Source organism: Chelativorans xinjiangensis (genome assembly GCF_009812055.1).
GTDB classification, from domain to species: domain Bacteria; phylum Pseudomonadota; class Alphaproteobacteria; order Rhizobiales; family Rhizobiaceae; genus Chelativorans; species Chelativorans xinjiangense.
The window spans coordinates 23759-35994 of sequence record NZ_WQNH01000018.1 but is presented as its reverse complement, the minus strand read 5'-3'; the positions used below and the strand labels follow the sequence as shown (position 1 = coordinate 35994).

General features: G+C 56.5%; 12 protein-coding genes. 10 read left to right on the top strand and 2 right to left on the bottom strand.

From position 1 onward, the window contains the following. A complete protein-coding gene (locus GM910_RS13345; RefSeq protein WP_246226096.1) occupies window positions 1-966 on the bottom strand; it encodes a GGDEF domain-containing protein in 966 nt (321 codons plus the stop codon). Window positions 967-1169: 203 nt separating this feature from the next. Here GM910_RS13345 and GM910_RS13340 point away from each other — a divergent pair, with 203 nt between their 5' ends. From GM910_RS13340 to GM910_RS13295, 10 genes are all read left to right on the top strand, one after another. Beyond that, window positions 1170-1592: a LysR substrate-binding domain-containing protein gene (locus tag GM910_RS13340; protein ID WP_246226094.1), complete on the top strand. Its 423-nt coding sequence runs from the start codon at window positions 1170-1172 to the stop codon at window positions 1590-1592. A 127-nt stretch (window positions 1593-1719) separates the two neighbouring features. Further along, the gene (locus GM910_RS13335; protein WP_159588048.1) at window positions 1720-2649 is read left to right on the top strand and encodes a glycosyltransferase family 2 protein; all 930 of its coding nucleotides are present in this window, start codon (window positions 1720-1722) and stop codon (window positions 2647-2649) included. 29 nt (window positions 2650-2678) lie between these two features. Then, the gene (gene rfbA / locus GM910_RS13330; RefSeq protein WP_159588047.1) at window positions 2679-3560 is read left to right on the top strand and encodes a glucose-1-phosphate thymidylyltransferase RfbA; all 882 of its coding nucleotides are present in this window, start codon (window positions 2679-2681) and stop codon (window positions 3558-3560) included. Next, on the top strand, window positions 3557-4108 hold the full coding sequence (rfbC, locus tag GM910_RS13325; protein WP_159588046.1) for a dTDP-4-dehydrorhamnose 3,5-epimerase: 552 nt from the start codon (window positions 3557-3559) through the stop codon (window positions 4106-4108). The genes rfbA and rfbC overlap by 4 nt, the downstream gene beginning before the upstream one ends. Window positions 4109-4140: 32 nt before the next feature. Next, a complete protein-coding gene (gene rfbB, locus GM910_RS13320) occupies window positions 4141-5211 on the top strand; it encodes a dTDP-glucose 4,6-dehydratase (protein WP_159588045.1) in 1071 nt (356 codons plus the stop codon). Further along, a complete protein-coding gene (gene rfbD / locus GM910_RS13315; protein WP_159588044.1) occupies window positions 5208-6101 on the top strand; it encodes a dTDP-4-dehydrorhamnose reductase in 894 nt (297 codons plus the stop codon). Before rfbB ends, rfbD begins: the two co-directional genes overlap by 4 nt. Window positions 6102-6229: 128 nt before the next feature. Then, entirely contained in the window at window positions 6230-8083 is a 1854-nt protein-coding gene (locus GM910_RS13310; protein WP_159588043.1) for a glycosyltransferase family 2 protein, read from the top strand. Between the two features lie 25 nt (window positions 8084-8108). Continuing rightward, on the top strand, window positions 8109-9026 hold the full coding sequence (locus tag GM910_RS13305) for a glycosyltransferase family 2 protein (protein ID WP_159588042.1): 918 nt from the start codon (window positions 8109-8111) through the stop codon (window positions 9024-9026). Window positions 9027-9112: 86 nt separating this feature from the next. After that, entirely contained in the window at window positions 9113-10681 is a 1569-nt protein-coding gene (locus GM910_RS13300) for a sulfotransferase family protein (RefSeq protein ID WP_159588041.1), read from the top strand. Between the two features lie 158 nt (window positions 10682-10839). Beyond that, a complete protein-coding gene (locus GM910_RS13295; RefSeq protein ID WP_159588040.1) occupies window positions 10840-11403 on the top strand; it encodes a hypothetical protein in 564 nt (187 codons plus the stop codon). Here GM910_RS13295 and GM910_RS13290 read toward each other — a convergent pair whose 3' ends face one another. Next, complete coding sequence (locus GM910_RS13290) at window positions 11404-12234, bottom strand: glycosyltransferase family 2 protein (RefSeq protein ID WP_159588039.1); 831 nt, start codon at window positions 12232-12234, stop codon at window positions 11404-11406. It abuts the gene before it with no gap. Between the last annotated feature and the right edge of the window lie 2 nt (window positions 12235-12236).

Sequence of the window (12236 nt, the reverse complement as noted above, 5' to 3'; positions counted from 1 at the left end):
CTATCCGACGCGATCGGCTCGGTCGATTTCAGCCCCAGCGCCGTCGTCCGTGGCGACAACACTGTCTCGGCCGCTCCTCTTTGCTGCATATAAGCGCCGGTCGGCCACACTGAATGCGTCGCGATAGCTGCTCCCTCGATGCCATTCGGCGATGCCGAAGCTGGCCGTGATGTGGCGCCCCTCCGGGAGAAACGCGAACCGGGCTTTTTTGATCTCTTGCCTCAGCCGGCTCGACAGTTCACGTGCCCCGAATATGTCCGTGTCTGAAAGCAGAAGCGCAAATTCCTCTCCGCCGATGCGACCGACGATGTCATGCTCGCGCACGGCTCCCTGCAGGATGAAGCCAAACGCCTTCAAGACAGCGTCTCCCGCGCTGTGCCCGTAGGTGTCGTTTATCTGCTTGAATCGATCGAGGTCGCAAAGGATCAGCACCCCATCGTCCGTTCTGCGGCGGCCACGGAGGCGCGATGTTCGTTCCTCGAACCCACGGCGATTGAGCACGCCGGTAAGCCCATCCTTGTCACGCTCGTCCCGCAGACCGTCCATTGCGTCCGTCAACGTCGCAGCGAGGACTGTCAACGCCAGGCCGGCACCGAAGACGCCGAGCGAGAGCTGGAGCATCTTCCAGAAGGCCGATGCGCCAAACGCCTCAGGCGACGACTGGGGAGCCGAAAAACCGATCGTGAAGAGTGTTCGCGGGAAGAAATGAACGGCAAACAACAACAAGCTCCAAACGAGCACCCGGTCGATCGTTCGCCGTGACCTTGTCCGACCCATAACGATTGCAGTGACTAGGAGAACGAGCCCGTACCCGAAGTTTTGGGTGTAGACGCGAGCCAACAGGTTTCGCTCGACGTAGAAGAAGTACCAGAGCAGGAGCATGATGCCCAGGAAGGAGATCGCATGCAGACGCCAGCCGAGGGTCGCTCCGGAGCGTCGCAGGATCGCCTCACACGCGATCAGCACGGCAAGGGTGTAAAGGGCGCCGGATATCAGCGTTCCTGGGCCGAGTGCGCGCGGGATGTGGAGAACCTGGGACGATATTCCGGCGGAAAACAGAAGGCACGCTCCCGCGAGGAAGAGCGGATATGTCCTACTCCTGTCGACCGTCCACGCCCAGACGAAGCCGGCAGCGAAGACAACCATGATGCCTGGCGTGACCAACTCCGTTGGAATCCAAAGCGACAGTCTCTCCATCAGGTCTCGCCCACGCCCTACATCTGGCCGTGCACGGGACACCGAAGCGGCTCGATGAACTCGCCGGCCACGCAATCGTCGGTTTCGACCAAGACGTCGTTTCTGCCCGCGCCATTGCGGCAAGCGGCCTGCCGCTGACACGCGAGATGTTCGCTTTCCGCACGGACAACCAGCTCGCCCAGCTCGCCGCCATCCGTGCGGGATGCGGCATAAGCATCTGCCAGATGGGCCTGGCCAGCCACACCCCAAAACTCGCCCGGCTGCTGCCCGACATGGTGGCGGTTCCGATCGAGACCTGGATCACCATACACGAGGACCTGCGCAGCGATCAGCGCATGCGGCTGACATTCGATCACCTCCATCAGGCAATCACCGCCTATGCCGCGATCTCTTGAGGGCGCCACCTACATCATGAATTGCCACGCATCTTGGCGCGGAGGATGGTGTAGCCGCTCCATTGCCTGATTGCTTCTAATCCTCCATAAGCAATCCGGTCAAGAGTGTGGAGAAGGACGGCCGCCTGTGACGGGCAAACCAACCGTAGCGGTTTTGCTGGCGACCTATAACGGCGCGTCGTTTCTGGAGGAGCAATTGGATTCCATCGCTCGCCAGGACTTGCCTTTCATCGACGTGTGGGCGAGCGATGATGGATCGACAGACGGCACCCTTGAGATATTGAAAGCTTGGCGCGCCCGATGGAGCAAGGGCGTTTTTCATGTCATCGCCGGACCCCGGCAAGGCTACGTCGAGAATTTTCGTCGGATGATGGCCATGAAATCCGTTGGCGGCGCGTACATTGCTTTCAGCGATCAGGACGATGTCTGGGACCCAAACAAATTGTCCTATGCCGTAAAGAAACTTGATGAGGTTCAGCCGCAGGCCTTGGCTATGTACTGCGGTCGAACGAGGCTCATTGGGAAGAATGGCGCTGCAAGGGGTCTGTCTCCTCTTTTTGCCCGCCAACCCGACTTCGGCAACGCAATCGTCCAAAGCATAGCTGGAGGAAATACCATCGTACTCAACAGAGCAGCTTTCAATCTCATACATGAGAGCTGCCTGCGGACCAGTTTCGTTAGCCACGATTGGTGGTGCTATCAAATTGTTTCGGGGGCAGGTGGCACAATCATCTACGATCCCATACCAAGGATTAGCTACCGCCAGCATGGCGGCAATCTTATAGGCGAGAACCAGGGCTGGGTTTCTCGCATGAAGCGGTTGCAAGCGTTGGCGTATGGTAGATTCGCTGACTGGAATGTCGTTAACATCGACGCACTGGACAGGTGCAGAGACCTGCTCGACGAAAGTGGGCGCCAGACGCTGGACGGTTTTAAAGCCGCCCGCAAGAGTGGTTCGCTGCAGAGCCTGCGTTCACTGTGGACACACCGAATTCACCGCCAAACACCGGTCTCGGACGTGGCACTTTATCTTGCCGCAGCTTTTGGCAGATTGTAGTCAATATACATCGATCTTTGGAGGGTAGTTTGAAGGGTATTATTCTTGCAGGGGGAAGCGGCACACGGCTCTACCCACTGACTTTGGCCGTCTCGAAACAGATTCTGCCTGTCTATGACAAACCAATGATATATTATCCTTTGAGCACGCTCATGCTCGCCGGGATTCGCGAAATCCTGATCATTTCGACACCGCGTGACCTGCCGGCCTTTAGACAGCTTCTGGGAACAGGCGAGCAATTCGGTGTCACGTTCTCTTATGCGGAACAGCCACAACCGAATGGTCTTGCCGAAGCCTTTATCATCGGGCGCGATTTCATCGGCTCCGACCCCGTTTCGATGATCCTCGGTGATAACATCTATTATGGTGTTGGATTGCCGGCGCTTTGTGCCGAGGCGATCAGACTGGAGCGCGGTGCCACCGTCTTCGCCTACCACGTAGACGACCCGCAGCGGTACGGCGTCGTCGAATTCGATCGCGAAACCGGGTTGGCCCGGTCGATCGAGGAAAAGCCCGAGAAGCCGAAGTCCAGTTGGGCTGTCACGGGTCTCTATTTTTACGATAATGACGTTGTGGATATCGCTGCCAGCATTGAGCCATCGGCACGCGGCGAACTTGAGATCACGACTGTCAACAATACATATCTCGAGCGTGGCAATTTGGGTGTTCAGCAACTGGGTAGAGGATATGCCTGGCTCGACACCGGCACCCATGACAGCCTGCACGAAGCTTCCTCCTTCGTACGGACCATTGAGCATCGGCAGGGAATAAAGATCGCCTGTCCTGAAGAGATCGGCTTCGAAATGGGCTGGCTCAGCGCGGAGCAGGTGCTGGAACGCGCGAAAGACCTCGGCAAAACGGAATATGCCGCCTACCTGAAGCGGCGCGTGTCGGAGAAGGAGACTACATGATCGAAGTGCGCCCACTCGGCCTTGATGGCGTGCTCGAGATCATCCCACAGAAGTTCGGGGATGAGCGGGGCTATTTCAGTGAGACATATAATCGGGCAAAGTTCTCCGAACAGGGCGTGAGCATCGAGTTCGTCCAGGACAACCAGTCCTATTCCGCTCGCAAGGGCGTGCTGCGCGGTCTTCACTACCAACTGCCGCCGCGCGCGCAGGACAAGCTCGTGCGCGTGCTGAAGGGCCGTATCTTCGATGTGGCGGTGGATATCCGGCGCGATTCCCCCACCTTCGGCCGCTGGGTAGGGCTGGAGCTTTCCGAAGAAAGATGGAACCAGATCCTGATGCCCAAAGGTTTCGCTCATGGTTTCGTCACACTGGAGGAGCATACGGTCGTTGCCTACAAAGTGAGTGACTATTATTCACCTGAGCATGATCGCGGCATCCGCTACGACGATCCGCAAATAGGGATAGATTGGCCGGTAAAGGGCCTTGAGGTTCAGCTCTCGAAGAAAGATGCAGGAGCACCTCTTTTTCGGGATTCCGAGACGTTTTGATCCGTAACGCCAAAGCCGGGACAGTGGGGACAATGAACATTCTGGTAACCGGAGGGGCAGGTTTTATCGGTTCTGCCGTATGCCGTCTGCTTGTGGGGAGAGAGGGCGTCAAAGTCATCAACCTCGACAAGCTCACCTACGCTGGCAATCTGCAGTCTCTGCGCCCGATCGAGAACGCCGCAAACTATAAGCATTACCCTGTCGACATATGCGACGATGCGAAGGTGCTCGAGATCCTCTGTCGCGAGGATATCGACACGATCATGCATCTGGCCGCGGAAAGCCATGTCGATCGTTCAATCGACGGCCCGGACGCATTCATCGAGACGAATGTGGTCGGCACGTTCCGGCTGCTCAACGCATCGCTCGCATATTGGCGAGATCTGTCGTCCGAAAGACAAGAGCGGTTCCGCTTCCACCATGTTTCCACGGACGAGGTCTTTGGCGATTTGCCTTTCGACGAGGGCGTCTTCACCGAAGATACGCCCTATGCCCCATCCTCACCCTATTCGGCCTCAAAGGCAGCATCGGATCATTTTGTGCGAGCTTGGCACGAGACCTACGGTCTGCCGGTCGTTCTTTCCAATTGCTCGAACAATTACGGCCCGTTCCATTTTCCAGAGAAGCTGATCCCGCTGGTCATTCTCAACGCGCTCGACGAGCAGCCGTTGCCCGTCTACGGCAAGGGGGCCAATATCCGCGACTGGCTCTATGTCGAGGATCACGCCCGCGCGCTGGAGCTGGTGGCGACCAAGGGACATGTCGGGCACAGCTACAATATCGGCGGCCGTGCCGAGCGCACCAATCTCGCGGTCGTTGAGGCGATCTGCGACCTCCTGGATGAGAGGCGCCCGCGCGCGGTCAGTAAAAACTATCGCGACCTAATCACCTTCGTTGCCGACCGACCGGGCCACGACCAGCGTTACGCCATCGATCCGTCCAAAATTGAGCGCGAGCTCGGCTGGAAAGCTGAGCAGACCTTCGAAAGCGGTCTTGCCCGGACGATCGACTGGTATTTGGAGAACGAATGGTGGTGGCAACCCATCCGGCGCGAACATTATCGCGGTGAGCGGCTCGGCGAGGCGGTAAAGGGGGCGGCATGAGAATTGTCGTCACCGGCAGCCAGGGCCAGGTCGTGCAAAGTCTTCTGGAAAGGGCGCAGGGGCGCCCCGACATTGACGTGGCAACCGTCGGCCGCCCGGTGCTCGACCTCGCCCACTCTGAAACCGTGGCTCCCGCACTTGAAGCTGCGCGGCCCGATCTCGTTGTTTCCGCTGCCGCTTACACAGCGGTCGACCAGGCGGAGGATGAACCTGAGCGCGCCTTTGCCATTAATGCCAAAGGCGCGGGCGCGGTGGCCGAAGCGGCGGCTGCCCTCGGCGTGCCCGTGATCCACCTTTCGACCGACTATGTCTTTGACGGTACTAAAGAAGGCCCCTACCTGGAAGAAGACGCGCCGGCGCCGAAGAGCGTGTACGGCGCTTCCAAGCTTGCCGGGGAAGAGGCCGTGGCGGCAGCCAATCCGCGCCATTTCATTTTGCGCACGGCCTGGGTCTACAGCCCTTTCGGAAAGAATTTTGTGAAGACCATGCTGAAGTTGGCGGAAACGCGAGACGAAGTCAGCGTAGTCGCCGACCAGGCAGGAAATCCTACCTCTGCGCTGGATATTGCTGACGGAATACTTGCCGTTGTCGAGCGTCAGGCGAGCCATTCCGGCGCCTTTGGCTGCTATCATCTTGCCGCAAGCGGCAGTGCAAGCTGGTACGACGTGGCGCGCCGCGTCTTCGAGGTCAGCCGCGCATGTGGAGGACCGACCGCCGAGGTGCGGGCCATCACTACGGCTGAATTCCCGACGAAAGCTAAGCGACCGCACAATTCACAGCTTGATAGTTCCCGCTTCGTCTCCAACTTCGGCTATTGCGCACCGGAGTGGCATCAAAGCACGAAGGCTGTCATTCATCGGCTAATCGGCAACATGGGCCCGTCCGAGTGAAAGTAGTCTGCGTTTGGACAGTTTGCGCAAGCGGAAGTGCGGGACAATAGCGGCAGGCCGCATCTGTGTCGGCCTTGTCGTTAGGGAAGAGGTATTCACTGAGTAATTTCGCTCTCCAGTATGCACGAATGAAGCAGTCCATCAGTCTGATCGCCGGCTTCCTCGCCCACGCTTCGCGGGATCGCCAATTTGCCGCCAGAGTTATAAGTCGTGCTTGGCAGGTTTTCAGGCAGAAGGGAGCGCGCGGCGTCGTTGGGGTGCTTCGCGCCAGGGGTGAGGCCGTCCTTAGGAGAAGCGTCAGTTACGAGAAATGGATCGCGCTTCATGATACTCTAGAGAATTCGGATGGGGTCGCTCTAAAGGCACAACTGGAACAGTTCGATCACCGCCCGCTGATTTCCGTATTAATGCCGGTAAATAATACGCCGGAGAAGTACTTAGTTGAAGCAATAGAAAGTGTTCTATCTCAAATATACGATAGGTGGGAACTTTGTATTTCAGACGATGCTTCTACTGAACCTCATGTGCGCCAGGTTTTAGAAAAATACAGCGAAGATCCCCGTATAAAGGTGGCTTACTGCCGAGAGAACGGTCACATCTCGCGTGCTTCCAATGCTGCCTTCGATCTGGTCACGGGTGAATGGGTGGCAATGCTTGATCACGACGATGTCCTGCGGCCCCATGCTCTAGCTGAGGTCGCCTTGGAAATCTGCCGTGATTCTGACGCTGAGCTGATCTATAGTGACGAGGATAAGATTGACGCGCAAGGGAAGCGCTTTGACCCTTATTTCAAGCCCGATTTCTCTCGCGAACTCTTCCGTTCGCAGAACTATCTTAATCACCTCACTGTCCATCGGGCGGATAATATCCGCGCCGTTGGAGGCTGGCGTCCGGGCTTTGAAGGAAGTCAGGATTACGATCTGAATTTGCGCATTTTCGAGCGTATAGGCGCCAAGGGAATTCGTCATGTTCCCAAGGTGCTCTACCATTGGCGAGCAATAAAGGGCTCGACAGCGTCCGAGGGCTCTGAAAAGAGCTATGCCTTTAGTGCTGGCTTGCGCGCCCTCGAGGAGCATGTGGAGCGGATGGGCCTTCCAGCGAAAGTTGAGCAAGCCCCCGACACGCCGTTTTATCGCCTCCGTTTCTCTCTGCCGGAGCCGGAGCCTCTTGTGAGCCTGATCATTCCAACGCGCGATAAGGTTGAGCTTTTGCGTGGCTGCGTGGAGTCGATCCGCTTAAGGACTACTTACCGGAACTATGAAATCATCGTGGTGGATAACGGATCAGTAGAGCCTGAAACGCTTTCCTATCTTGATGCACTTCGTGAAGGACAGAATACACAAGTACTGCATTACAAAAATGAATTTAACTATTCCGCTATCAATAATTTTTCTGCCAGAAAAACTGCAGGATCGGTTATCGGACTCGTCAACAACGACATAGAGGTAATATCACCGGATTGGCTGACAGAAATGGTTTCGTGGGCGATCCAGCCAGATGTCGGTTGCGTAGGAGCAAAGCTCTACTACAGTAACGACACGCTTCAGCACGGTGGCGTCATCACTGGTCTTGGCGGAGTTGCCGGCCACTCTCACAAGCATTTTTCCCGTAGCCACCCAGGATATTTTTTCAGGCTGAAGGTTGTACAGAATCTCTCCGCTGTAACCGCCGCATGCCTTGTCGTTCGCAAGAATGTCTTTGAAGAGGTGGATGGCTTCAACGAGAAAGACCTGACCATCGCCTTCAATGATGTGGACTTCTGTCTCAAGGTTCGTGAGGCCGGTTATCTCAATGTTTGGACGCCTTACGCCGAACTTTATCATCTCGAAAGCATCTCACGGGGAGCAGAGGATGATCCCAACAAGATCAGACGCTTTCAGGCGGAAATAGCCTATATGAAGAGGCGGTGGCCCCTCATCCCGGATCCCTATTATTCGGTCAACTTGACGCTCGACCGGGAGGATTTTTCACTTGGAGTCTAGGTCGGGAACCGTAGCAGGCCCGAAAATGGCCATTGGTGCGATCGTCAAAAATGAAGGCCCTTACATTCTGGAGTGGGTCGCGTATCATCGTGTTCTGGGCATCGAGCGGTTTTTCATCGCCGATAACAATTCTGATGATGGCACAACGGAACTGCTGGCGACGTTGCAATCCATCGGCCTGATCGACCATATTCCCTTTCCGCACGTCCCGGGAAAGGCTCCGCAGCTTCCCGCCTATGTAGAAATCATGCGTCGACATGCCCGTGACGCGGAATGGATCGCTTTCATTGATGCGGACGAGTTCTTTCATCTCGCGGATGACTTCCTGTCGATCCCGTTGTTGTTCAATGGATTCGGTAGGGACGTGGGAGCGGTGGTTGTCAATTGGGCCACCTACGGCTCGTCGTTCCGAACGGAGCCGTCCGACGGTTTGGTGGTGGAGCGGTTTATCCATCGGGCTGAGAAGAATTTCGGCGTAAATCACCATTACAAGTCAGTGATCCGCCCTTCAGCCTACTTGTCGCACAGTGGAACGCCTCATCATTTTAAGGTTGGGCGCAAATTCCGCCATGCTTATGCAGATGGCGAGCCGCTATCCGAACATCCAGTGCACGGTATCGGCTTGAGCGCCAGCGTATGTTGGCGCCCCCTCCGTCTAAACCATTACGTTATCAAATCACGTGCTGAGTTTGATCGGAAGAAAGCGGCGCGAGGTCGAGCAACGACTATAGCTGACAAGCGGGGAGAAGGTTTTTTCGTGGGTCACGACCGTAATGAGGTGCGTGATCCCATGCCTGCCCACTTGGTCGAGGCGACAAAGGAAGAAATGGAGAAAATAAAAACGGCGTTGCGAAAGAACGGTTGCGATGAGCCGATCGTTCGGCTCGATGACACGGTATCGGAATTGACGCCGTTTGCCCGCCCTGACAAAGCCATGCAGTAAGCTGAACATTGCGGGTGCACGAAAGTCCCTTGGAAAATGCAAAAAGCTGCGCCAAGAGATAACGACAACATTGAAGGGGGATTTTTGTGAAGGCAGTTCCAGGAAAGCAGCGCGCTCGCAAGGCAGCTGAGCGCTACGCGGTTCTCGTTCTTGGCATGCACCGTTCCGGCACGAGCGCGTTCACGCGCGTCCTGAGCCTTTCGGGCTGCGATCTGCCCAAGACACTGATGGGCGCCCACAAAACCAATGAGGCCGGGCACTGGGAATCGACAAGCATCCAGCATCTCAACGACCGGATCCTGGAATCTGCCGGCACGAGCTGGGATGATTGGCTGGAGTTCAATTCCGGCTGGCTCCGATCGCCGAAGCTGAAGGAATTTCGCGAAGAGGCGCTCGTAACGCTGCAGGAGCAGTTCGGCTCCTCCTCCCTATTGGTGCTTAAAGATCCTCGAATCTGCCGCATGGCCCCCTTCTGGCTGGACGTTCTGGAGGGGGCCGGCGTTGCGCCACTGGTAATTTCCCCAATCCGCAATCCGCTGGAAGTAGGCGCGTCGCTGGAAAAGCGCAACGGCTTCGAGCCGGACTTCGGCCATCTCTTGTGGCTGCGCCACGTGCTTGATGCCGAGGTCGCTTCGCGCGGGTTGCCGCGCTTTTTCGCCGGTTACGACCAGCTGATGAAAGATTGGAACCGTGTGTTGACGGGGGCAGAAACCGCCCTGGGCATTGGTTGGCCGCGGCTGTCCGGCAATGCGGCGGAGATCGACGGTTTCCTGTCGGAGCGATACAGGCACCACAAGGAGGCGCCGGAACGTGTCGCAGACAACCCGATGCTGTCCGGCTGGCTGCGCGATACCTTCCAGATTTTCAGCGCTTGGACGGCAGAGGGTGAAAGACAGGAGGATTTCCCCGTTCTCGACCGTATCCGGGCCGAACTCGGCACTGCGGGGCCTGCCTTTGGGCGCCTGATCGTGGCGGGGCGGAAGGCCGCAAAAAAATCGCGGGATATGGAGCAGAAACTCCACGAGGCCGAACTCGCACTGGCGGAGCGGGCGGAGAAGGCTGAGCGCCTCGAGGCCGAGCTGGAGAGCCGGGCTCATGCGGCCGCCGAAGCGGAAGAGGCGCTCGCTGCCGCGCAAGATAAACTCTCCGAGACCGACAGCGCACTCGCTAAGGCTCGCCAGGAGGCCGACCGGATGGCGGAGGCCTATGCCAGGCAAGAGGCGCTTGTGGCGAGCTACAAGGAACAAGTCGAACTGCTGCTGGGCGATCTGAAAACGCAAACGGAAGCCGCGTTGGTGAAGACCAGGGAACCGGCAAATGACCACCTTGCCGAAAAGCAGCAGATCGAACGCCGCTTGCAGGAGCGTTTCTCGGAGATCGCCACGCTGACGCAGCTCCTGCGCGTGAAGGAAGAGCAGGCGGAATGGCTGCGGCAGGTCGCGTCAACCTTGATCGGCGACAGCCGGAGCGGCCGACTCGCCGGCCTGCTGCCCGGCCCTCTGGCCCTCGCCCTGCGCAAGATCCAGTTGAAGCGCCGGGGCCTGTTCGACGGACAAGCTTATCTGCGCGCTCATCCCGATGTGGCGCGTGACCGGGTTGACCCATTGCGCCATTATCTCAGCCACGGAATAAGGGAAGAGCGCGTGCGCGGCTAAGGCTGGTAAGGAACGCCTTGTTCTTTGCACTGATCTGCAACATTGGTCGGACGGAACGCACTTTTGGGGCTGCCGGGCTAATCCCGGAAGTATACACAAGAGGTGCTTTCTTTTTGCCTAAGAGTTGCTATAGCCCCTCTTTAAAGAAGGAGCAGACAATGAAAGTTATCATGCAGCCGGAAGAGCTGGAACTATTTAAGGCATTTCTCTCTGAAGCCGATGCCTATTTTGAATTCGGCATGGGAGGGAGCACCTGCCTAGCAGCCACTTTGGTAAAGAAAAGAATAAGCGCAGTTGATAGCGATAGAGTGTGGGTTTCAAAAGTTAGAGGAGAGATAGGGAACTCGACCAAGCATGTCGATTTGAGACATGTGGATATCGGACCAACTGGGGCGTGGGGAACGCCCGTCTCGCGCGAGAACGAACATCTGTTCAGAAGTTATTCCGGGTCAATCGTAGAAACTGGCTTTCGCGATTTTGATCTCTGCCTTGTAGATGGGCGTTTCCGGGTTGCCTGCTTTCTTCAGGCGCTGCAATTTCTTAGACCTGGTGCGATCATTGGCATCCACGATTATGTAATGCGTCCAGCCTATAAGATTGTTGAGGATTTTGCTCGCCCGATAGCATCTCGACAACAGCTAAAGTTCTTTGTGCGCCGTACTGATTGGAACGAGATGGGACTAAAGGATGCTTTGGAGGCTCATCGCCTGAACTGGGCCTAGTCAGGCAGACGCATTGCTCCCCTGGGTTAAATCGGCTAGGGGCTTTTGGTATTTCTCCTCAATCACACGCCTAATTTGGTCATGGTAGACAGGGGATGACACGTCGAGAACCATCTCTCGTGTCATCAACCCACTGCGAAGTTGATCGATCCGCGGCGCACCGCTCCAAACACCCTTCTCATGTAGGTGATATATGCTCATCGGCTCGTTCATGAAGCCAAGCTTACCATGCCGCTCGAAATAGAAGGCCATCGCTATCTCGTTGAACCGTCCCTCGAACAATTTGATTGGTAGCGTCTTCACGATATCTGCTCTCAACATGCAAGAGGAGAGGTTCGCGATTAGATTCATAGTGGGTTCGGCTAAAAAGTCCGATCCATCCAGCTTGCTCTTTGCAATGGCTGTCTGTCTTGGGAGATAGCTTTCCTCTCCAGACGGAAGTTTTTTCACAAGAATTTTAGAAAACACCATCGAGCAATCAGCGTTTCCCATCAAAAATGCTAGTTGTTTCGCTAGTTTCAGGTGATCGCTCCAGATGTCGTCTCCTTCAAGGATCGCAACGTAGTCACCAGTTGCTGCATCGAAAAGCCGCTTGAAGTTGCCAGAGATTCCGACGTTGCTATCATCGCTGATGTCACGGATCAGGCCAGGGAAGCGGCGACGTAGTGCGTCGACCTTTTGGCGGGTGCCATCCGTTGAGCCATCGCTTGAGACGATAACCTCGTGATCAAAATCGCCAATCTGCATCACGGCGCTCTCGACTGCCGCGACGATATATTCCTCCTGATTGTAGGTCGGTATGACAGTTGAAATTCTCGGGAGTGCAATCATGC

Excerpts from the sequence above, each read along its gene's own strand:
- GM910_RS13290 (WP_159588039.1), bottom strand. The coding sequence starts at position 12,234 with ATGATTGCACTCCCGAGAATTTCAACTGTCATACCGACCTACAATCAG.
- GM910_RS13305 (WP_159588042.1), top strand. The coding sequence starts at position 8,109 with ATGGCCATTGGTGCGATCGTCAAAAATGAAGGCCCTTACATTCTGGAG.
- rfbB (WP_159588045.1), top strand. The coding sequence starts at position 4,141 with ATGAACATTCTGGTAACCGGAGGGGCAGGTTTTATCGGTTCTGCCGTA.
- GM910_RS13310 (WP_159588043.1), top strand. The coding sequence starts at position 6,230 with ATGAAGCAGTCCATCAGTCTGATCGCCGGCTTCCTCGCCCACGCTTCG.
- rfbC (WP_159588046.1), top strand. The coding sequence starts at position 3,557 with ATGATCGAAGTGCGCCCACTCGGCCTTGATGGCGTGCTCGAGATCATC.
- rfbD (WP_159588044.1), top strand. The coding sequence starts at position 5,208 with ATGAGAATTGTCGTCACCGGCAGCCAGGGCCAGGTCGTGCAAAGTCTT.
- GM910_RS13295 (WP_159588040.1), top strand. The coding sequence starts at position 10,840 with ATGAAAGTTATCATGCAGCCGGAAGAGCTGGAACTATTTAAGGCATTT.